The 21,758-nt window shown below is 34.7% G+C and carries 19 protein-coding genes; 18 read left to right on the forward strand and 1 reads right to left on the reverse strand.

The window, feature by feature from the left end:
- Positions 1-21 precede the first annotated feature (21 nt).
- The 15 genes from E4T88_RS12620 to E4T88_RS12690 all read left to right on the forward strand — a co-directional run bounded on the left by E4T88_RS12620 (position 22) and on the right by E4T88_RS12690 (position 14,914).
- Positions 22-2,436, forward strand: coding sequence for a GumC family protein (locus E4T88_RS12620; protein WP_135105962.1), 2,415 nt, complete (start codon positions 22-24; stop codon positions 2,434-2,436).
- 54 nt (positions 2,437-2,490) lie between these two features.
- Complete coding sequence (gene rfbA, locus E4T88_RS12625) at positions 2,491-3,375, forward strand: glucose-1-phosphate thymidylyltransferase RfbA (protein WP_135105964.1); 885 nt, start codon at positions 2,491-2,493, stop codon at positions 3,373-3,375.
- Positions 3,376-3,378: 3 nt separating this feature from the next.
- Entirely contained in the window at positions 3,379-3,972 is a 594-nt protein-coding gene (gene rfbC / locus E4T88_RS12630) for a dTDP-4-dehydrorhamnose 3,5-epimerase (RefSeq protein ID WP_135105966.1), read from the forward strand.
- Positions 3,973-4,026: 54 nt separating this feature from the next.
- Positions 4,027-5,091, forward strand: coding sequence for a dTDP-glucose 4,6-dehydratase (rfbB, locus tag E4T88_RS12635; RefSeq protein WP_135105968.1), 1,065 nt, complete (start codon positions 4,027-4,029; stop codon positions 5,089-5,091).
- 33 nt (positions 5,092-5,124) lie between these two features.
- Positions 5,125-5,748: an acyltransferase gene (locus tag E4T88_RS12640; protein ID WP_135105970.1), complete on the forward strand. Its 624-nt coding sequence runs from the start codon at positions 5,125-5,127 to the stop codon at positions 5,746-5,748.
- A 7-nt stretch (positions 5,749-5,755) separates the two neighbouring features.
- On the forward strand, positions 5,756-6,343 hold the full coding sequence (locus E4T88_RS12645; protein WP_135105972.1) for an acyltransferase: 588 nt from the start codon (positions 5,756-5,758) through the stop codon (positions 6,341-6,343).
- A 63-nt stretch (positions 6,344-6,406) separates the two neighbouring features.
- Positions 6,407-7,240 carry an NAD-dependent epimerase/dehydratase family protein gene (locus tag E4T88_RS12650; protein ID WP_135105974.1) on the forward strand — a complete coding sequence of 278 codons (834 nt, stop codon included), beginning with the start codon at positions 6,407-6,409 and terminating at the stop codon, positions 7,238-7,240.
- 2 nt (positions 7,241-7,242) lie between these two features.
- Positions 7,243-8,466 (forward strand): O-antigen ligase family protein, encoded by a 1,224-nt coding sequence (locus E4T88_RS12655; RefSeq protein WP_228093909.1) that lies wholly within the window; start codon positions 7,243-7,245, stop codon positions 8,464-8,466.
- Between the two features lie 5 nt (positions 8,467-8,471).
- Positions 8,472-9,437, forward strand: coding sequence for a WaaS/CpsH family glycosyltransferase (locus E4T88_RS12660; RefSeq protein WP_135105980.1), 966 nt, complete (start codon positions 8,472-8,474; stop codon positions 9,435-9,437).
- 44 nt (positions 9,438-9,481) lie between these two features.
- Positions 9,482-10,744, forward strand: coding sequence for a lipopolysaccharide biosynthesis protein (locus tag E4T88_RS12665; protein ID WP_228093910.1), 1,263 nt, complete (start codon positions 9,482-9,484; stop codon positions 10,742-10,744).
- A complete protein-coding gene (locus tag E4T88_RS12670) occupies positions 10,737-11,690 on the forward strand; it encodes a WaaS/CpsH family glycosyltransferase (protein ID WP_135105982.1) in 954 nt (317 codons plus the stop codon). The genes E4T88_RS12665 and E4T88_RS12670 overlap by 8 nt, the downstream gene beginning before the upstream one ends.
- Positions 11,691-11,695: 5 nt before the next feature.
- Positions 11,696-12,655, forward strand: a complete 960-nt coding sequence (locus tag E4T88_RS12675; RefSeq protein WP_228093911.1) for a WaaS/CpsH family glycosyltransferase — start codon at positions 11,696-11,698, stop codon at positions 12,653-12,655.
- A 28-nt stretch (positions 12,656-12,683) separates the two neighbouring features.
- Positions 12,684-13,730 (forward strand): Gfo/Idh/MocA family protein, encoded by a 1,047-nt coding sequence (locus E4T88_RS12680; protein WP_135105984.1) that lies wholly within the window; start codon positions 12,684-12,686, stop codon positions 13,728-13,730.
- A gap of 2 nt (positions 13,731-13,732) precedes the next feature.
- On the forward strand, positions 13,733-14,608 hold the full coding sequence (locus E4T88_RS12685) for a hypothetical protein (protein ID WP_135105986.1): 876 nt from the start codon (positions 13,733-13,735) through the stop codon (positions 14,606-14,608).
- A 99-nt stretch (positions 14,609-14,707) separates the two neighbouring features.
- Positions 14,708-14,914 (forward strand): hypothetical protein, encoded by a 207-nt coding sequence (locus E4T88_RS12690; RefSeq protein WP_135105987.1) that lies wholly within the window; start codon positions 14,708-14,710, stop codon positions 14,912-14,914.
- A gap of 235 nt (positions 14,915-15,149) precedes the next feature.
- On the opposite strand, the gene E4T88_RS12695 is transcribed toward E4T88_RS12690, so the two are convergent.
- Complete coding sequence (locus E4T88_RS12695) at positions 15,150-16,028, reverse strand: helix-turn-helix domain-containing protein (protein ID WP_135105989.1); 879 nt, start codon at positions 16,026-16,028, stop codon at positions 15,150-15,152.
- Positions 16,029-16,198: 170 nt separating this feature from the next.
- Between E4T88_RS12695 and E4T88_RS12700 the strand changes: the two genes are divergently transcribed.
- Genes E4T88_RS12700 through E4T88_RS12710 form a run of 3 tightly spaced genes read left to right on the forward strand, consistent with a single transcriptional unit; the run spans position 16,199 to position 21,636 of the window.
- On the forward strand, positions 16,199-17,251 hold the full coding sequence (locus E4T88_RS12700) for an efflux RND transporter periplasmic adaptor subunit (protein WP_228093912.1): 1,053 nt from the start codon (positions 16,199-16,201) through the stop codon (positions 17,249-17,251).
- A gap of 9 nt (positions 17,252-17,260) precedes the next feature.
- Complete coding sequence (locus E4T88_RS12705; protein ID WP_135105993.1) at positions 17,261-20,362, forward strand: efflux RND transporter permease subunit; 3,102 nt, start codon at positions 17,261-17,263, stop codon at positions 20,360-20,362.
- Positions 20,359-21,636: a TolC family protein gene (locus tag E4T88_RS12710; RefSeq protein WP_135105995.1), complete on the forward strand. Its 1,278-nt coding sequence runs from the start codon at positions 20,359-20,361 to the stop codon at positions 21,634-21,636. Before E4T88_RS12705 ends, E4T88_RS12710 begins: the two co-directional genes overlap by 4 nt.
- The last annotated feature ends 122 nt before the right edge of the window (positions 21,637-21,758 follow it).

Raw genomic sequence — 21,758 nt, forward strand, 5'->3', positions numbered from 1 at the left:
AAAAAGAAAACATAAACATAAATGACTTCAGTTCAACATAATAAAACAGAGCAGAAACAGACGGAAGATCTTATTCGTCTACAAGATTTATTATATTTATGCCTTTTCAGGTGGCGTTGGTTTGTAATATCTCTTTTTATAACAATTAGTATTGCAACTTTTTATATATTAACAACTCCTCCAATATATATTCGTTCAGCTTCTATCCTTATCAAAGAAGACTCGAAAAGTCAATCCATATCGAGTGATGTAGCTTCTATGTTTGCTGACTTTGGGCTGTCTCAACCCAATACAAACGTAAACAATGAGTTGATCGCTATACAGTCACCCTCTATTATTCTGGAAACAGTAAAGCGGTTGCATTTGGATGTAAACTATCAGATTAAAGATTCCTTTTACAAAAAAGTCTTATACGGTCCGGATCTCCCAATCACAGTTTCTTTTGCCGATTTGGCAGATAATGAATCTGCAGAGCTTGTTATAAAATTGTTGGCTGATGGGACATTTGAGTGCTCTGACTTTACATCTGATAATAAGGATATTGCTAACAACGTAATCAAAGGCAAGTTTAATGATACGATCGACACCCCATTAGGGAAAATAATAGTAGTCCCAACTTCGTATTACACTAAAAATGAGATGCCTCTGATATATATTTCCCGTACTAACTTATATAGTGCTACGGATTTATTCAAACAGAATCTGACAGCATCTTTAAGCGAGGAAAAAGCAACTGTTATCGATCTGTCGTATAAAGATGTTTCCACACAACGGGCTGAAGATGTATTGAATACATTAATATCCGTTTATAAAGAAAATTGGGTGAAAGACAGGAACCTTATAACAGTTAGTACCAGTCTCTTTATCACTGATCGCTTGAGTGGAATTGAACGCGAATTGGGTGATGTGGATGAAGATATCTCTTCTTACAAAAGACAAAATTTGGTGCCGGACGTAGAAGCCGCCTCCAGCATGTATATGGCACAATCGAGGGAGACAAGTAATCTTATGTTGGATTTAAATACCCGATTATCAATGGCTCGTTATATGCGCAACCATTTGATGACTTCTACAAATAACAATCAATTGATTCCTGCAAATTCAGGTATCGAGAGTGCTAGCGTTGAAAATCAAATAACGGAATACAATACCATTCAATTGCAGCGGAACAATTTGGTCTCTAATAGCAGCGAACAGAATCCTTTGGTCGTGGACTTAGATCAGTCTCTTCAATCTATGCGTAAAGCAATTGTTTCATCGATAGATAATCTGATTGTAACCTTAAATACTCAAACAAAGAATTTACAAAGCAACGAACAAGAAACAACAGCTCAAATAGCAGCCAACCCTGATCAAGCAAAATATTTGCTTTCTGTAGGACGACAACAGAAAGTAAAAGAAGCTCTTTATTTATTTTTATTACAGAAACGCGAAGAAAATGAATTATCTCAGGCCTTTATTGCATACAATACACGTATGATAACCTCTCCTTATGGTAATTTGAACTCGATAGCACCACAGAAAAGAAATATATTATTGGTTGCCTTTGTATTAGGTCTCCTTATTCCGGTAGTGATAATATTTATTCGAGAGAATACGAATTCTACAATACGGGGACGGAAAGATTTGGATAATCTGATCTTGCCTTTTATCGGAGAAATTCCTCTTTTCTATCCACAGAAACGTGGCTGGCGATTCTGGAAAAAACAACCTGAAGAGAGTAAAGTGGTTGTAAAAGAAGAAAATAAAGATGTCATCAATGAAGCATTTCGTGTTTTACGTACAAACCTTGAGTTTATGACAGCTAAGAAAGATAATTTGAATGTAATTATCTTGACATCGTTTAATCCAGGGAGTGGTAAAACATTCCTGACAATAAACATGGCTATCAGTTTGGCTATAAAAGGTAAAAAAGTATTGGTTATCGATGGTGATTTGCGCTATGCTTCTACTTCCTCTTTTGTTAACTCACCGAAGCAGGGTTTGAGTGACTATCTTGGGAAACAAATCGATAATATATATGATACAATTATTGTCGACGAAAAATATACAAATCTTAGTATTTTACCGGTGGGCACCATTCCTCCGAATCCTACAGAATTATTATTTGACGAACGTTTAGAAACATTGATAAACGATATACGTAGTAAATATGATTATATATTTATTGACTGTCCACCAATAGATATTGTAGCAGATACCCAAATTATTGAAAGGCTTGCAGATAGAACTCTTTTTGTTGTTCGTGCAGGATTGTTAGAACGAAGCATGCTCTCCGATTTGAATAACATCTATAAGGAAGAACGTTTCAAGAATATGGCTCTGATCCTGAATGGTACGACCAGTGGTATCGGATACCATAAATATGGGTATCGTTATGGCTATCAATATGGTTATTACGGATCCAATAATCAAACAAAGAAAAGAGATAAATAACGATCTGACTTATATATATACACATAATAGAAAATTAATAAAAAAAACTTTAAGATGAAAGGAATAGTATTGGCTGGTGGCTCGGGTACAAGATTATATCCGATAACGAAGGGTGTAAGCAAACAACTCCTTCCCATTTATGATAAGCCCATGATTTATTATCCCATATCGGTATTGATGCTTGCCGGAATACGAGAAATATTAATCATATCAACCCCTGTCGATTTACCCGGATTTAAACGCTTATTGGGCGATGGGTCAGATTATGGTGTGCATTTTGAATATGCAGAACAGCCTTCACCTGACGGGCTGGCACAAGCCTTTATTATCGGTGAAGAATTTATCGGAAATGATGCAGCTTGTCTGGTACTGGGAGATAATATTTTTCATGGAACAGGTTTCTCCGCATCACTCAAGGAAGCTGTACGAGATGCAGAGGATGAAGGTATTGCTACAGTATTTGGATATCGGGTTGATGATCCGGAACGATACGGTGTTGCCGAATTTGATTCAGAGGGAAATTGTCTCTCGATTGAAGAAAAACCTCAGAAGCCTAAATCCAATTATGCGGTTGTAGGACTCTACTTTTATCCAAACAAAGTGGTAGATGTCGCAAAAAACATTAAGCCATCTGCTCGTGGAGAGTTGGAAATCACGACTGTTAATCAAAAGTTCCTTCAAGATAAAAGCCTTAAAGTAAAGACTCTGGGGCGTGGTTTTGCTTGGTTCGATACCGGTACTCACGATTCATTAGCAGAAGCATCTATATTCGTTGAGGTTATAGAAAAACGACAAGGCTTGAAGATTGCTTGCCTTGAGAGTATTGCTTTGCAAAAAGGATGGATTAACCAAGAACAGATGTGTACTCTGGCTGTACCAATGATCAAAAATCAATACGGGCAATATCTACTGAAAATGATAGAAGAAATAGAACAATAAGCAATGGTGAATATAATAACAACTCAAATAAAAGATGTAGTGATCCTAGAACCGAAGATATTCGGAGATGACAGGGGATACTTTTTTGAAAGCTACAATCAAACTGAATTTAATCCATCGATTCGCACAGTGCGTTTTGTGCAGGACAATGAGTCTAAATCGTGTTACGGAGTTTTAAGGGGTTTGCATTTTCAAAAACCGCCCTTTGCACAGAGTAAGTTGGTACGTGTCATCGCAGGAGAAGTATTGGATGTGGCGGTAGATATACGCCGCAATTCGCCTACATTTGGTAAACATGTTGCAGTGAAACTATCGGGAGAGAACCACCGTCAGCTATTTATTCCTCGTGGTTTTGCTCATGGTTTTGTCGTACTCAGCAATGAAGCTGTATTTCAGTATAAATGTGATAATTCTTATTCCCCGCAATCGGAGGGGGCTATTGCATGGAATGACCCGGAGATTGGTATCGATTGGATTGTAGCTCCTGAAGATATAATTCTTTCTGAAAAGGATACTCGGCACCCATTTCTCAAGGATGCAACCGAACTATTTGATTACAACATCGATTACTATACCGAGACATCCGTAAGTATATAAATATACCTATGCTGATAGTATATTATTTTAACAAACAATCAATTGATTATAAAAATGAAAAATATTATAATTACCGGAGGGGCTGGTTTTATAGGTTCACACGTTGTTCGTCTGTTTGTGAACAAATATCCCGAATACCATATTATCAATCTCGATAACCTCACTTATGCCGGCAATTTGTCTAACCTCAAGGATATAGAAGATAAATCCAACTATACGTTCATAAAAGGAGATATTTGCAACTTCGATCTCGTTATGCAGCTATTAAAGCAATATAACGTAGATGGTATTATTCATTTGGCTGCTGAAAGTCATGTTGATCGTTCAATCAAAGATCCATTTACTTTTGCTCGTACTAATGTGATGGGTACTCTTACCCTGCTGCAAGCGGCAAAATTATATTGGGAAACATTGCCCGAAGGTTATGAAGGTAAGCAGTTTTATCATATCTCTACCGACGAAGTATATGGTGCTCTGATGTTTGATGATACACTGTTTACAGAAGAGACCAAGTATGACCCTCATAGTCCATATTCAGCATCCAAAGCTAGTAGCGATCATTTTGTACGTGCATTTCACGATACTTATGGCATGCCCGTAATAGTAACAAACTGCTCTAACAATTACGGTCCTTATCAATTTCCGGAGAAGTTAATTCCTTTATTTATCAATAATATTATTCACCGGAAGCCACTACCTGTATACGGAAAAGGCGAAAACGTACGTGACTGGCTCTATGTTGTGGATCATGCCCGTGCTATTGATGTTATATTCCATCATGGAAAAAATGCTGAAACCTATAATATCGGAGGTTTTAATGAATGGAAAAATATAGATATAATCAAGGTTATTATTAAGACTGTCGATCGTTTATTGGGTAATGCCGAAGATCATTCTCTGGATCTGATTACATACGTAACCGATCGTAAAGGACATGATTTACGTTATGCTATTGATTCAAGTAAGCTCAAGCGCGAACTCGGGTGGGAGCCTAGTCTCCAATTTGAAGAAGGCATAGAGATTACAGTGCGTTGGTATCTTGATAATAAGGAATGGATGGATAATGTCACTTCCGGAGAATATCAAAAATATTACGAAAGCATGTATAATGAAAAATAAAATTCAAATACTTACTTACATTTTAACATATTTATGAAAGCGAATTTATTTGATATATATTATTATGGAATTATAAAGATTAATAGTTTGCTATATAGAACTATCTGGCGATCTTTTTTTGGGTCATTAGGCAAAGGTACGACTATTATTAAGCCTCGGATTATGAATCCCGCTCGTATTTATATAGGTCAGAATTGTGCAATAGAACATTTTGTGTGGTTAGGTGTCGTTCGACAGTTTTATTCAAAAGTCAAAAATCCGTATTTGATACTAGAAGATGAAGTCAAAGTCGGACGGTTTTCCGAGATATTTGCACATACCTCAATTACGTTACATAAAGGAGTTCGAGCTGCCGATAATGTATACATTTCTGATAATACTCATACTTATGATGATATCAATATCCCAATTGTTAAGCAAGAGATCAAATTTGTAAATGCTGTTGAGATAGGAGAATACTGCTGGATTGGAAGAAATGTTTGTATAATAGGTTCCACAATAGGGAAACATTGTATTATTGCTGCCGGAGCATTTGTTAGCAGAATGAATATTCCTGATTATTGTGTAGTTGTCGGTAATCCTGCTTATATAATAAAACGTTACAATACCGAGACTGAAAAATGGGAAAAGACTGATAAAAAGGGAAATTTTATCTGAAGATATTATGTTACACGAAAAATTACGAAAGTTAAAATGCAAAATATTCATTTTACTGAATCAACATAATTTCGCACAATTTGGGAAAAATGTTTTCATCTTTGATCCTCAAGTTTGGAATCCTCAGCGCATATATCTCGGTAGTAATTTATGGATAGGAGACAAGGTTTGGTTTGCAGTATCTTCGAATCGTTCCGATTCAAAGCTTGTTATTAAAGACAAGGTCAGGATTGGTCGATTTTCTGAGATATATGCTCTACAAAGCATTATTCTTGAAGATGGAGTTGAGACTGCTGAGAATGTTTATATTTCTGACAATACCCATGCATATAATGATATAAATAGGTTTATCCGGGATCAAGAAGTTAGATATACAGGAGCGGTTGTTATTGGTAGCGGAACCTGGATTGGGCGTAATGTGTGTATAATAAGCTGTAAAATTGGAAAAAACTGTGTCATAGGTGCTTATTCATTTGTTAAACAGGATATTCCTGACTATTGCGTTGTTGTAGGTAATCCCGCCCGCATCGTAAAACGTTATAACCCCGATACTCAGAATTGGGAAAAAACGGACAGAGACGGTAATTTTATTTAATATACTTTCTTCTCTGTCTTTCTACACATATAATATTCCTAGAATCACAAAATCGTTTTTAATATGAAAATCTTAGTTACCGGAGCCAATGGTTACATTGGTCGTCACGTCGTGTGCAAATTATTGGATCAAGGACATGAAGTTACGGCTTGCGATGTCCGATTGACAGAAGTGGACAAGCGTGCCACTTTGCTAGAATATAATATTTTATCAGGTTCATATCTTAATGCTTATGACGAGCTTGGAACCCCCGACGTTTGTTTACATATGGCATGGCGCGATGGGTTTGTACATAATTCATCTAATCATATGGGAGATGTGTCAAATCATTACAAATTTATGTGTTCGTTGATTGATGGTGGATTGAAACAGCTTGCTGTAATGGGTACGATGCATGAAGTGGGTTATTATGAAGGTGCCATTGAAGAAGACACACCTTGTTATCCAATATCACCTTATGGAATAGCAAAAGATGCTTTACGCCGTAGCATACAATTATATGCCAAATCTAACGATTGTATCTTGCAGTGGATCAGAGCATACTATATTGTAGGCGATGATTTGAAGAGTAATTCTATATTCGCTAAAATCAGAACAGCGGTACTTGAAGGAAAGAAAAATTTTCCGTTTACATCGGGCAAAAACAAATATGATTTTATTGAAATTGAAGAGTTAGCATTACAGATTTCAGCCGTAATTACTCAGAAAGATGTTTATGGTATAATTAATTGCTGTTCAGGCAAACCTATGAGTTTAGGCGAGCGCGTGGAAACCTTTCTTAAAGAAAACAACTTGGATATCAGCCTTGAATATGGTGTGTTTCCAGATAGAGACTATGATTCTCCATGTGTTTATGGCAACGATACCAAAATCAGAATGATATTATCTAATAAATAAATATGACTTCTAGTCCACTTGTTATAGAGAGAAGAGATTGGCTTGGAGTCATCCTGTTATTTTTAGTGATGATGATCAGTGGCGGTAACCATTTGTTTCCTCGAAATCCTATATGTTTGTTGATAATAGCCGGATATGGTCTGAAAATTTACAGATTGAATAATGGTATAACATTAAAATATGTTTCCTCAAAATTATGGCTATTCATAACAACATTTCTTGTAATAATAGTATCACAAACTATACTGATAGGGGATCTTGATAGTGCTGCATTAGCCGCATTATCTAGCGTTATTGCAGGTCTGTTTGTCTATACTTATTATAAGTATGAAGGAATAAATGCATTGATTGCCGATGTTACTATTTTATTAAAAATTTTCATCGTTTTAGGATTGATTTCTTTTTTACTTTATACTTTTACCCCTGATCTTTTTTCAAAGTATACATTTATAGATAGTTATGGGGATAAAAGGTCCGTAAGTCATATTGCTTTTCTTTTTTATAAAGGACTGGATATCGAAGGTTTATCTTCGAGGCTTTATGGTTTTTTCTGGGAGCCGGGAATTTTTCAAATATATCTTAATATCTTTTTATTAATCCAGATCTTCTATTTTAGGCAGAAAGTATGGATTGTAGCAACATTATTGACTATTTATTTGACAAAATCTACCACAGGATACTTTATCGCCATTATCATTCTGGGATATATTTCGGCTCGTTTCTTTTATAAAGAGCGAAATCTGTACAGTTCTGTATCTATCCTTTGTACAACTATTATTGCACTTTTTTTTGTGTGGAATAATATTGTGTCTGTAAATGTTGAAGAAAAAGTTGCTGGTGCCCAGTCCGGTTCTTTTTTTGCTCGTCAGGCAGATATAATTGCAGGATTGAGTATCGCAGCCGAGAATCCTGTGATTGGGATTGGCGCTAATACCGATCGATTTAAGCAGATGAGGAGTAAAATTGCCTGGCAAGGTAAATTAAGTGGTTCAAAAACGAAAGATAGTGGAACAACAAATGGCATAATAAGTCTAATGTATATATGGGGAATCCCGTTTTCTTTGTGGTATTTATGGGCATTAATAAGACAGAATATCTTATACAAAAATCGCTGGCTAATGTCTATTCTACTGATTTTATCCCTAAGCTCTGAGCCTTTAGCTATGACTCCATTTTTTTTACTTTTCGTTTATTCGGGACTGGATGCAAAGACAATAAATAATTAATTGTTATGAAAAAACTATTGTTCATCGGTTGGGACTATCAAATATATACGCGGGAAATGATAGAAGAGTTTCAGTTATCCGGATATGATGTCACATTTTATAATGTTGTATCATTTTCTCCGGCTACGAAACTAAGAAATCTAATTTCTAAGAAATGGGATAAGGAAGTGCAGCATTCGAGACATCAGGAAATTGTTGTAAAAGAAAAAGACAATAAATATGACATTGTATTTTTGTTATTGCCATTTTTCTCTTTCGATTGCTTACAAAACTTAAGAAATGATCATCCGCAGGCAAAATTTATATTGTATTTATGGGATGCTGCCAATGGATACATAAGAAAGGGAATCAATATATCTGATTACTTGGGCTATTTTGATAAAGCATACACTTTCGATAGACAAGATGCAATACAATATGGCATAAACTATTTACCACTCTTTTGCGTACGGAAGTTTCAGAATCTAAAGCAAAACGAAGTCGAATGGAATAATGTATATATGGTCGGGAACCTAGCTAATGTCAGACGGTATGATGCAATTAAGCAATTTGAAGAATATTGCAAAAAAGAACAAATCAGTTTCAACTGGTATTTAAAAGGAACGCTACGTAAAAATATAAAAGTTTTGCTGCAAGGGAAGTCTCTCAAGTATCTTCATACATCATCAATTAGCAATGATACATTTATCGACATGATGCAACGCTCATCAACTGTATTTGATTTTGCAAACCACATACAAGATGGCTATACGATGAGAGTGATGGAGAATTTGTGTACCGGAAAGAAAATCATCACAAACAATCGGAATGTTTTAAATGAGCCTTTTTACTCTCCTGACAGATTTTTTGTCTATGATGATTTAGATTTTAATGGTGTAAAAGAATTTCTGAAGACACCATTATCTGATCCGTTTGCCAGATTTGAAGAATTTTACTTAAGCTCTTTTATAAAAAAGCTTGTTTCGGAATGATTCGTTTAATTATACTGAAACTAAAAGCACCTATTTAGATCAAAATGTCAATAAATATCAAAGCAATAAAGCGGATTATATTTAGTTCAAGTTCCTTATTTATTCTAATAAATTTATTTACTTCTGCCATCAACTTTATCCGTTCTATGGTATTCATGCGTGTTATGGATATGAGAGAACTGGGTATAATCAGTCTTATTCAAACATGTATAATGTTTATTGGACTCTTACAGTTTGGGTTCCTAAACGGTGGATATAGGGTTTTTGCTTATAAGAAGACCAGTGATCAAACGAAGGTTAATAATATTCTCTTTAGCCTTTTTGGTGTCATAGCATTAGCCTTATTGCTTATATGGATTATATTAAGCATATTAGATATTGAATTACTGATCAGCCCCCGGTATCTGATTTTAACGTTCATTGCAGGCCTATTTTCTTTGATATCTACTTGGCTGACAAATACTATGACTGTGAAAAAGATGATTAAAGATATTAATATCAGAAATCTCATCTCAGGTATTATATCTATAGCCTTAATTCCTCTTGTCTATCTTTACGGTATTATGGGTGGTATCATTAGTATTATGATGCAACCGATAGTTTTTGTTGTCCTGGCATTATTAATGCATAAAAGTTTAAGACCGGATAAAATATGTTTTGACAGAAAGGTAATTAAGTATATTCTATCGTTAGGATTTGTCCCATTTATGATTGGAATATTTACAATTGTCAATATTCAGATCGAACGTTGGTCTATAGCATATATACTGAATGTGGAAGAATTAGGTAATTTTTATCTTGTTTTTATATTCTCTTCTTTATTTGTTTTAGTCCCAACATCCATTAATTACCTTTTCCTTCCCAATATCATTTATTCATATGAAAATGGATTAATGGCAGAATTCAGGCGGCATGTACGTAATTATACATTAGTCTTGATGGGATATGGTATATGTGTAGTTCTTGCCGTACTTACTTCACTTCAACCATTGGTAGATATATTATTTCCAAGTCACTCAGGCAATACTCACTATGTGTTTTTGTTGATTCCGGGTTTAATGTCACAATTATTATACTACTCGGTATCTGCTACTTTAAATGCATGGAAAAACTTCACTTCATTGCTAATATCTGGACTTGTAGGAGTATTTTCTGCTATAGCAATTATCGCTATAACTGGCTCTATGCACCTGTTTAACTTAACAATAATGGTGTATATTAAGAATATATCTTATTTATTGCCGACCCTTTTCGGTGCAGTTTATATTTACAAAAATCGTAACAAGTTTAAAACAAAAAATGGGTAAAATATTGTTTATCGGGCTACCTTACCATAATTATGTAAAGGCGCTCACTGAAGAAATGGAATCACAAGGACATTCAGTCTCCTACTATCCTTTGGAATTACGTAAAATAAAAGATAAAATTCTACGCACATTGTCAACTGAAGCATATGAGAACAAGCATGAAAAGTATTATGCTGAAATAATAGAGCAGGAAAAAAATAACCAATATGACTATATTATATTCCTGCATATTCGTCTGTTTTCTCTCCCCAACATACTGAAATTGAGAGAAAATCATCCAGAGTCGAAGTTCATATTATATACATGGGATGCTTTATCTCCTGTGTTTAATTATATTCCTTATATTCCATACTTTGATAAAGTTTGTACCTTCGATCCTGTAGATGCTAAAAACTATGGACTGAACTATCTACCGTTGTTTTGTGTAAGAGACTTTCAGAATCTCCCTATTGTAGAGCCGGATACTGATGTATATATGGTAGGGAATTTGGTTAAACCAGATCGGTATAGGGCTATTCAGGCATTCGAAAGATATTGTAAAGAAAACGATATTCGCTTCAAGAAGTATATTAAGTGTACACCTGTTGTAATAATTCAATTATTGATTAAAGGTTTTATCCCTAGAGGACTTAAGCTAAGAAGCATTTCTCGATCTCATTTTATTCATTTACTACAATATTCAATAGCGACATTCGACTTTGCCAATCATAAACAGTCTGGATACACAATGAGATTCATCGAAAATATGTGCGCAGGGAAAAAGATCATAACGAATAACAAGCGTGCTATTGGTGAGTCATTTTATTCTTCCAACCGCTTTTTTGTTTTTGACGAATTGAATTTTGATGGTATCAAAGAATTCATACAAGAACCTATAAAAGATAGCGACGTTCGTTTCGATGAATTTTCTATACAATCCTTTATCAGCACCCTGCTAACAATATAAATAAAATGAAAAAGAGGTGTTTACTCATCATGCCATTAAGTTTTTATTCGATGGGCAATCAGATAATATCCGGATTGAACGAATGTGGTTATGATGTGAGAATATGCAATGATCGTTATCCGGATAATTTATTCACAAAAGTTCTGTGGAAAATAGGCATAACTAAAACGTTATATAGAAAAACATACAATCATATAACTCGCCACTTCCTTCAAGACGAAAGATATGATATCTGTATCATTTTGAAAGGATACGGAATAGATAAAAAACTGATAGATGAAATATATAAAAAGTGTTCATGTATAGTTGGTTATAATTTCGATTCTTTTGCCTTTCATCCTTTATCACTCTCTTGGTATCGCTTGGTCGATAATTTTTATACGTTTGATTATCATGATGCAAAGAGCTATGATGTCAAAATAATAGAATTGTTTTCTGCAATAGAAAAGCAGGAGAAAAATGTAGAAAGAGTATATGATATATCTGTAATACAAAAGATACATTCCGAACGCTTGTCATATACCAATAAAATATTGCATCTGTTCCAGCCCGCGAATTCATACGTATATCTACATGAAAGTAATTATGTAACAATGGCTCTGAATTTTATCAGACATCCGTTTACGTACATTAAACTACGACGATATATACATCTTAAAACATTGTCGTATGACCAATATGTAGATGTATTATATAAATCAAAGTACACGCTTGATTTTGCTCATCCTAAACAAAGTGGTATTACTATGAGATGCTTTGAGGCTTTGAGCTGTGGAACAAAAATAATAACGAATAACAGAAATATATTTAAAAGCGGATATTTCAATCAAGAGAATACAATCGTATGCGATAATTCGTCTGTAGTAGATAATAAAATAGTCGAACAATACAAACAGATGTTGCCTTCAGATGTAATACCTCGTAGGCGGAATATTATAGATTTCGTAAAAGAAATAATCCAATAAATAATTCTGTGTTTTTAATAAATTCACAATGAAAGAAATAAAATTATCTATTATCGGAATGGGGCGAATGGGTATTACCCATTTCTCTATTATCAATTCACACCCTAATGTAAATATTGTATCAGTTTCCGATACTTCAAAAATTACATTGGACTTATTGAAAAAATACATACCACCGCTTCAAGTATTTACAGACTACAAGGAGTTGATTGATAAAACAATGCCGGATGCTATTATCGTCTGTACCCCACCTAATTATCACTATGTAATATGTAAATATGCTTGTGAGAAGGGAATTAATGTTTTTTGCGAAAAACCCTTTACTCTTTCCACCCAAGAGGCAGATGAACTACAAGAAATGTTCAACAAAAAAGGCTTAATTAATCAAGTTGGGTATGTAAACCGCTTTAATGATATGTTCACAATTGCCCGAGAATATATAAAAGAAGGCTTACTCGGTGATATTGTGAGGTTTAAATCGGAAATGTTCAGTTGCACTATTTCAAAACCCGAAACAGGTGAGAGCTGGCGTGGTAAAAGAGAGAGTGGGGGCGGGGCCGTTTATGAAATGGCTGTCCACGTATTAGACCTTATTAATTATATAATAGGCGTTCCAAATAAAGTTATTGGTACCAGCATGAACCAAATATATTCGAAGCATGTGGAGGATATGGTTTCAAGTACTTTAATATACGATAACGGGTGTGTTGGGACATTATACGTGAATTGGAGTGATTCTAGTTATAGAAAACCTAGTAACAAAATTGAAATATTTGGTACAAATGGGAAATTACTGGTAGACCAGTATGAAATGAAGATATTTTTAAATGAACCTGTCTTAGGTCATAATTATAGAAAAGGTTGGAATACTATATACATCACAGATATCTTTAAACCTGTTCCTTTCTACGTTCGAGGAAATGAATTTACTAGACAATTATATCATTTTGCTGACAGTGTTTTAGCCGGTAAGATCGTTGGTGCTACCCAATGTACATTTGAAGACGGATATAATACGCAACGTTTGGTGCACGACATGTTCAATGACTATGATAATAAAAATAAACAAGATTAAATATGGAAAGAATAGATAAAGTCATCTTTGGGGATAATCAGTTTTTCGGGATTAATCACATGTCACAAGAGAAAGCTCAGCAACTTTCCGAAAAATTTCATGATATAAAGAATATCTACAAAGTATATGATCTTGCTTTCAAAAATGGTATTGGAGCTGTTATGCTTAATAGTAATGATCGCGCAAAAGATATATGCGAATATTTTCGTCAGAATAAATCAAAATATAATGATATTGTATGGTATCCTTCAATTCCTTATCCACACAAATATGCAAATCTGGTTGCAGAAAAAGGGATATTTCCTGCAATCAATGAAGTAATATTTTCTAATAACTCAGCAGTAGGAGCATTGTCTATGATTGCCAAAGGAGGAATGGCTGTATTAGGAAAAGATCCTATAAAGATGATGCAGATGTTGATAGATGCCGAAGTAAAAATGTTTAAGGGATTAAATGTTAAAGTATTATTCCTGCAAAACATCATAACAGATCTTCTTCTTGGATATGGAACAAAAGATATATTTGAAGCATATTGCGACTATGTTCGTAAGAAATATAAATTGATTCCGGGGCTTATTACTCAAAATATGCCTTATTTGAAGCAAAAACTATCTGAGTGGGGAATAGAGGAGGTTGTTATATGCAGTTCTATTAATAAGATAGGTTACCTTATGTCCCCTTCGGTAGAAGCGTATGTTGATACAATTCGAAATAATGATTCTTCAAAATATCAACTTATGGCAATGAGCACACTTGCTTCCGGAGCAATTAGTGCCCCTGAAGCCTATGAATTTATTAATGCTCTGAATATACAATCCGTTGTTTTTGGTGCTTCCTCAGAAAGAAATATCAGAGAAACGGTGAGTTTAATAAAGTGATATTATTCCGATTATCATTAGTTTACTGTTTGATCTCTGTTTGTCTGAATAGAAATTGCTTACCATTAAAAACGAAATAAGCAAGAATTACACTGAAATATGAATTATGCAAATTTAGACCGCCTCAAGATTCTGGACTATCTTGAGAGGTGCGGTAATGAGGCTTCTGTTGTTGATATAATAGCATATTCAGGAGCAGAAAAATTGAGGGTATACAGCTTGATAACTAAAATGGAACTGAATGGGGAAATAAAAATTTTGGAAAAAAACTCTTTTGGTGCTCCTATGTATATTAAAATAGTCTAAAATATATTGTCTATTCCATTATTATACATTTATATATAACCGATCAATTAAATAATTAATCAGATCTCGTGTAGAATCAAAATAGTCTCCAATCCAAGAAATACAGAAGTTCGACTATATTTTCTTACGCAAATTTGAATTTAAATTATTCTAGCCGTCTTGCTTGTGATAAGTAGGGCGGTTTTTTTATTTTAAGGATTATCTATATAACGTTCGATATATTTTATTGAAAATCTTAATTCTTCTTATATTGTAAAGGTGTCAGGCCAGTTCTCTTTTTGAAGTAGGTGCCAAAAAAGGAAGAATTTGGAAAATTCATCTCCTCCGATATCTGTAAGATAGTCATATTTGAGCTCTTTAGTAAAGCTTTAATTGCCATAATAACCATATCGTCTATCCATTGTTGGATATGTATACCACTAGCATCCTTCACTATTTGAGATAAATATTTGGGCGTAATAAACATTCTATCTGCATAGAAGCGAACACTACGTTCTTTCATATGATATTCAAATAACAAGCTGATGAAACTTTGTAAGTATTTTTCTTTGCGGGTCAATACCTTATGGTCAATCTTCTTGTCCTGATAAAGCTGCAAAACTTCATAAATTAATGTCTGCAATAAACTTCTAGCAATTTCTTCTTTGTAAAGAAAATTTGTTCTTTTGTAACGCTTTACAATAAAGGCATGCAATTCCAATAAATCATTCGTTTCTTCTTCACTTATCTTTAAACAAGCCATCTGATCTATTTTTTTAGGAATATCAATATCTATAATTAACTTGATATCGGAAATAAAGTCAAAAGAAAATAATAAGAACTCTACAACTAAATCTTCACTTTGCTCTATCAATTCTAAAATATAATTAGGCAGAACAACAATAATAGTACAAGGCTCAATTTTGTACTCGCGTAAGTTAATTTTGATTCGTCCGGTACCTTTCACACAAATAGCAAAAGCTATTCCTTCCATAATTTGCGGATATCTGAGATCAAAAGCATAATCATCAATATTAGCACCATCATCGGATATAACAAAGTTCTTTATTCCGTGATTTGAGGTTTGATCTTTAAAGTCATCCAGCGATATTTTAGCATAATTTTCCTTATTCATGATCTTATATGTTTCATTTTGGTCCTAAAAATATAAATAAATGTTGAAAACTGCATAAAAAACGAAGTTTTGAACATTTTTGGCGTAGTATTGATTTAGACAGAACCATATTATAAAGAGATCTTTGCGACAGAAATAAATAGTTGTAAAATTACTTTTTAATGAAAGTTATGGATAAATTGAAATTATTTTTTAGTAGATCGGTATTGTGTCTTCTATTTTTAGGAATGGTTTCCTGTTCCGCAAAAAAGAGTGAAGAAGCCAATTCAAGACCTGTTCCGGTAAAAATACAAACAATAAAGTATAGTGATGATATATACCAACAAGAGTATATAGGAACTGTAGAAGGTGAGAATGCGGTTGATGTTAGTTTTCAAGTAAATGGAAATATTGAACAAGTATATGTACAGGAAGGGCAAAATGTTCGAAAAGGACAATTGTTAGCCCGATTGAATACAAGTTCTATTGAAAGTATGCACAATGCAGCAAAATCGACTCTTAATCAGGCACAAGATGCATATAATCGCTTGTCTATTCTCTATAAGAATAACAGCCTTCCCGAAATAAAATATATAGAGGCGAAGACTCAGTTAGAGCAGGCGCAAGCTAATGAGCAAATTACCCGTAAGAATTTACAAGACTGTAATTTGTATGCTCCCATATCTGGTGTAGTAAGTCAACGCTATCAAGAAGCCGGTGCTAATGTCGCTCCAGGTACTCCAATTTATAATTTGGTAACTATAAATTCGGTGAAAATAAAAATAGCTATTCCCGAGAACGAAATTTCAGCAATAAAGATTGGTGAATCTTCACGGATAAAAATATCTGCGTTGAATGATGCTGAGTTTGAAGGCAAGATTCAGGAGAAAGGAGTATCTGCAAATCCGTTATCACATACCTACGATATCAAGGTACAGGTAAATAATCCCAACTCACAGATTATGCCGGGAATGGTGTGCAAAGCTTATCTAATAAATCCATCAGAAGCCTCAGGTCAAAAGAATATTATAGTTCCGTTAAAAGCCATACAGGTAGACTTTTCCGGTAAACAATTTGTTTGGTTAAAAGACGACCAAAATAAGGCCGTATATAGAGAAATAACTCAAGGTAAACTGATCGGTAATGGAGTTGTAATAGAGGAGGGACTGCAAGATGGGGATAACCTAATCATTGAAGGCTATCAGAATGTAAGTCCGGGTGTAACAGTCGAAATAGCTAAATAAGAAGAAGATATGAAATCAGAATCTGGTATTATCGGCTGGGCAATGAAGTATAATAAGATTATATTGCTCATTGTAATAGTGTTAAGTCTATTTGGAATTTATGCCCTTAATGTGATGCCCAAACAGGAATTTCCTGTATTTACAATCCGTCAGGGAGTTGTAGTGGGAGTGTACCCCGGAGCCACTTCTGCCGAAGTAGAAGAGCAATTGGCTAAACCTCTTGAGAATTTCTTGTTTACATACAAGGAAGTAAAGAAATCGAAGACATATTCACATTCCAAAGATGGGATTGTCTATGTATATGTAGAGCTGAATGATGATGTAAATAACAAGGACGAGGTATGGTCAAAAATAAAACATGGATTGATGTTTTTCAAAATGCAATTACCTTCAGGAGTTTTGGCTCTTATTGCTAATGATGATTTTGGAGATACTTCGGCATTACTAATAACGCTTGAATCGGAGACCAAAACTTATCGTCAATTGGAAACTTATTTAGAAAATCTCGAAGACCGTTTGCGAACTATCGAATCTGTTTCCAATCTGCGTCGTTATGGTGAACAAAATGAACAGATAAGTATATATGTTGAAAAAGAAAAACTGGCAGCATATGGTATTAATATATTGAACCTCTATCAGACGCTTATCACGAAGGGATTTATTACTACTGCAGGTAAGATTGATAATCGTGATATGGATGTGCCAATACATATCGAGAGACCCTATCAATCTGAGAAGGATTTGGAAGAACAAATTATCTATTCAGATGCTCAGGGAAATCATATTCGATTGAAAAATATAGCGAAAGTCGTTCGCGAATACCCTAAACCTACCAGCTATACTACCAACAATGGTAAAAAGTGTCTCGTTCTATCTACTGAAATGCGTGAAGGGTATAACGTTATTCAATATGGAAAAGATGTCGAAAAGGTTCTCGAGCAGTTCCAGAATGATATTCCTAGTGATATTCATATCTATCGTGTAGCCGATCAACCTCAAGTTGTGGCTCATTCTATCACAACTTTCCTAAAAGAGTTAATGATTGCTATTGTAGCTGTTATACTCGTAACAATGATATTATTACCCTTACGGGTTGCCGGCGTTGCGGCATCTTCCATTCCTATATCTATCTTTATCTCTTTAGGGCTGATGCTTGCTTTTGGCATGGAGCTTAATACGGTGACATTGGCTGCCCTAATCGTGGTATTGGGTATGATTGTAGATAATTCGATCGTAGTTGTAGACAGCTATCTTGAAAAATTGGATCATGGTATTCCTCGTTGGCAGGCATCGATAGAAAGTGCCAAAGAATATGCTAAAGCCATCATTTCGGCAACACTGGCAATCAGTCTTACTTTCTTTCCATTCTTGGTGATGCTTACAGGACAGTTTCTCGACTTTGTAAAGCTCTTTCCTTGGACTGTACTTATTACGTTGGGTGTATCTTTGGCTGTGGCTGTTCTTTTTATACCATTCCTACAATATTTCTTTATACGTAATGGATTACATCAGCCCGGTAAGAAGCAGAAAGAAACATTCTTAGATAAATTACAAAACGGATATAATTTGCTATTGGAAAAAGTATTTCAATACCCGAAGATATCTCTTACGATAGGTATCATTTCTATCATATCGGGTATTTACATGTTTGCCAATGTTCCACAGAAGCTCATGCCTATAGCTGAGAGGAACCAGTTTGCAGTTGAAATATATTTACCGAACGGTAGCTCTCTGGAACAGACAGAAGTAATAGCTCAGGATCTTGAAAAGGTTTTGAGGAAGGAGAAAACTGTTGTTTCTGTAACGTCTTTTATCGGAACGGGATCTCCTCGTTTTCAGACAGCTTATGCTCCTAAAGTGGGAGGACCTAATTTTGCTCAGTTTATTGTAAATACAACATCTAATGAAGATACAGAATTGTTGTTGGATAAGTATTCCACTCAATATGCCTATCATTATCCGAATGCCTTTGTAAAATTCAAACAATTAGAGTACGAATCAGTAGATGCTGACATTGACGTTCGTATATCGGGAGAGAATATAGCCGATCTGAAGAAAGTGGCAGACACTTTAATGACTAAATTAAAGAAACTGGATGAACCGATCAGAATTTATACAAATTATGAGGAGCCGTTGCCCGGTATAAAGATAACACTAGACCCTGTAGAATCTAATCGGTTGGGCGTAAATGAAGGAACTTTGGCGTTAGGTTTAGCTTCCCGTTTCGGGGGAACACCAATCACTAATATCTGGGAAAATGATTATTCATTGCCTGTTGTATTGAAATCCAAATGGGAGAATAAAGATCCTGTGGCCGAGGATGTATCGAATGAGTATGTTGCAGGTTTATTATCACCAAGTGTCCCTTTACGCCAGATCGCTGATGTTTCAGCAAGCTGGACTGAAGGTCAAATCAACCGAAGAAACGGAGTACGCACCCTATCCGTTTTCGTTGATCTAAAGAGAGGAGAAAGATCGGGACTGGTTCAACCAAAGGTAGAGGAGATTGTGAATGCAGTGACTGCAAAATCATTACCTAAAGGTGTTTCTATTTCATATGGAGGAGTAAAGGAATCTGATGGCGAGACAATGCCAAAGCTGATTAAAGCTCTTTCTATCTCAATCGTTATCATCTTTTTCATACTTGTGTTTCACTTCAAAAAGATAAGTTTAGCTACACTCGTTTTGGCCTCTACCTCTTTGAGCATTTTTGGTGCGGCTATTGGTTTAAAGGTGATGAATGTAGACTTTAGTATAACGGCTGTATTGGGAATTGTGAGCCTAATTGGTATTATCGTTCGTAATGGAATTATTATGTACGATTATACCGAAGAGCTAAGGCATAAACATGGTAAAACAGTATTTGAAGCATCATTGGAGGCCGGAAAACGACGGATGCGCCCTATATTCCTTACATCAGCTGCCGCATCTATGGGCGTTATTCCTATGATCATAAGTAAGAGCCCGCTTTGGTGCCCGATGGGAACAGTTATCAGTTTTGGAACTATTTTCTCCATGATATTTATCCTTACATTATTACCCCTTGCTTATTGGCTAATTTATAAGCATGAAGATAAAAATATATCTAAAGACGAAACCGAACAATTATGATCAAAAAATATATAACAATAGTAACAATGTGTATGATAACTGTATTTATATCTGCACAGACGAAGTATAGTCTCGAAGACTGCAAGCAATTAACTATCGAGAACAATCGAAAAATTAAAAATAGTCGGTTGGAAATCGAATCATCCAAAGAAACGAAAAAGGATGCATTTACTAATTATTTTCCATCGGTCAGTGCTTCAGCATTTGGATTCTCGGCTAAAGATCCTTTGGTTACGATGAACATGGGAGGAGCCCCGATCGGATTTCTTAAGAATGGGATGAGTGCTGGTATTACAGCGACGCAACCGATCTTTGCCGGAGGCAAAATAATCAATGGTAATAAATTGGCTGACTTAGGAATTCAGGTAAGCCAATATCAGGCTAAACTATCCGAAAATGATATGTTACTGAATACAGAGAATCTTTACTGGCAATTGGTTTCTTTGTATGAAAAGAGAAGAACTCTGGATGTTATAGACAGTCAGGTAGATCAGTTGTTGAAAGATGTAGAGTTGTCTTATCAGACAGGAATGATTACCAATAACGATGTTTTGAAGGTAAAATTAAAAAAGAATGAAGTAGTAAGTAATCGTATTAATCTAGATAATAATATCAAATTGGTGAAAATGTCTTTGTGTCAGCAAATGGCTATGGATTTGAGTTCAGCAGATTCTTTAGATATACAGGTTCCTAATATTGAAGACGTAGAATCGTCTATAAAATATTATGTGGATCATAAAAATGTTTTACCCAATAGAGCAGAAGCAAAACTCCTTGATAAAAACGTAGAAGCCTCGAAGCTGCAGACTAAAATAAAAAGAGCTGATTATTTACCCACAGTGGCTGTTGGTGCAACATATTCCAGAGATAACTTTATGGATAAATGGAATACAAATGGTGCCGTTTTTGTTTCTGTCAATATTCCAATTTCCGGATGGTGGGGTGGTTCTCATGCTATCAAGCAGCAGAAAATACAAGAAAAGATAGCATTAAACAATAAGATCGATATCGAAGAACAACTGTTGTTACAAATGCAGAATGTAAAAAATGAATTGGATAATACTTATAAGCAAATATTGTTAGCAAAAGATGGTGTTGAGCAATCTACAGAAAACTTGCGTCTTAATAATCAGTATTATAAAGCCGGAACAGTAACTCTTACGGATGTGTTAGATGCCCAGACATTATTACAACAGAATCGAGATAAGTATGTTGAATCGTACGCTAATTATCAAAAGAAACGGATTGAGTATTTGCAAGTAACCGGGCGCTAATTTTTTTTATTTAATACCTGTTTTTGATAGGGCTGTATGATCTTATATAATAATTCATTTCATTGATAATGAATGAAAATATCTAGATTGTTACAAAATCCCTTGATAGTAAAAGGACATTT

It is taken from the genome of Dysgonomonas mossii, assembly GCF_004569505.1.
Taxonomy (GTDB): domain Bacteria; phylum Bacteroidota; class Bacteroidia; order Bacteroidales; family Dysgonomonadaceae; genus Dysgonomonas.

What these genes read in the sequence shown, in the direction of transcription:
- E4T88_RS12620 (WP_135105962.1), top strand. Translation starts at nt 22, where the DNA reads ATGACTTCAGTTCAACATAATAAAACAGAGCAGAAACAGACGGAAGAT.
- rfbA (WP_135105964.1), top strand. Translation starts at nt 2,491, where the DNA reads ATGAAAGGAATAGTATTGGCTGGTGGCTCGGGTACAAGATTATATCCG.
- rfbC (WP_135105966.1), top strand. Translation starts at nt 3,379, where the DNA reads ATGGTGAATATAATAACAACTCAAATAAAAGATGTAGTGATCCTAGAA.
- rfbB (WP_135105968.1), top strand. Translation starts at nt 4,027, where the DNA reads ATGAAAAATATTATAATTACCGGAGGGGCTGGTTTTATAGGTTCACAC.
- E4T88_RS12640 (WP_135105970.1), top strand. Translation starts at nt 5,125, where the DNA reads ATGAAAGCGAATTTATTTGATATATATTATTATGGAATTATAAAGATT.
- E4T88_RS12645 (WP_135105972.1), top strand. Translation starts at nt 5,756, where the DNA reads ATGTTACACGAAAAATTACGAAAGTTAAAATGCAAAATATTCATTTTA.
- E4T88_RS12650 (WP_135105974.1), top strand. Translation starts at nt 6,407, where the DNA reads ATGAAAATCTTAGTTACCGGAGCCAATGGTTACATTGGTCGTCACGTC.
- E4T88_RS12655 (WP_228093909.1), top strand. Translation starts at nt 7,243, where the DNA reads ATGACTTCTAGTCCACTTGTTATAGAGAGAAGAGATTGGCTTGGAGTC.
- E4T88_RS12660 (WP_135105980.1), top strand. Translation starts at nt 8,472, where the DNA reads ATGAAAAAACTATTGTTCATCGGTTGGGACTATCAAATATATACGCGG.
- E4T88_RS12665 (WP_228093910.1), top strand. Translation starts at nt 9,482, where the DNA reads ATGTCAATAAATATCAAAGCAATAAAGCGGATTATATTTAGTTCAAGT.
- E4T88_RS12670 (WP_135105982.1), top strand. Translation starts at nt 10,737, where the DNA reads ATGGGTAAAATATTGTTTATCGGGCTACCTTACCATAATTATGTAAAG.
- E4T88_RS12675 (WP_228093911.1), top strand. Translation starts at nt 11,696, where the DNA reads ATGAAAAAGAGGTGTTTACTCATCATGCCATTAAGTTTTTATTCGATG.
- E4T88_RS12680 (WP_135105984.1), top strand. Translation starts at nt 12,684, where the DNA reads ATGAAAGAAATAAAATTATCTATTATCGGAATGGGGCGAATGGGTATT.
- E4T88_RS12685 (WP_135105986.1), top strand. Translation starts at nt 13,733, where the DNA reads ATGGAAAGAATAGATAAAGTCATCTTTGGGGATAATCAGTTTTTCGGG.
- E4T88_RS12690 (WP_135105987.1), top strand. Translation starts at nt 14,708, where the DNA reads ATGAATTATGCAAATTTAGACCGCCTCAAGATTCTGGACTATCTTGAG.
- E4T88_RS12695 (WP_135105989.1), bottom strand. Translation starts at nt 16,028, where the DNA reads ATGAATAAGGAAAATTATGCTAAAATATCGCTGGATGACTTTAAAGAT.
- E4T88_RS12700 (WP_228093912.1), top strand. Translation starts at nt 16,199, where the DNA reads ATGGATAAATTGAAATTATTTTTTAGTAGATCGGTATTGTGTCTTCTA.
- E4T88_RS12705 (WP_135105993.1), top strand. Translation starts at nt 17,261, where the DNA reads ATGAAATCAGAATCTGGTATTATCGGCTGGGCAATGAAGTATAATAAG.
- E4T88_RS12710 (WP_135105995.1), top strand. Translation starts at nt 20,359, where the DNA reads ATGATCAAAAAATATATAACAATAGTAACAATGTGTATGATAACTGTA.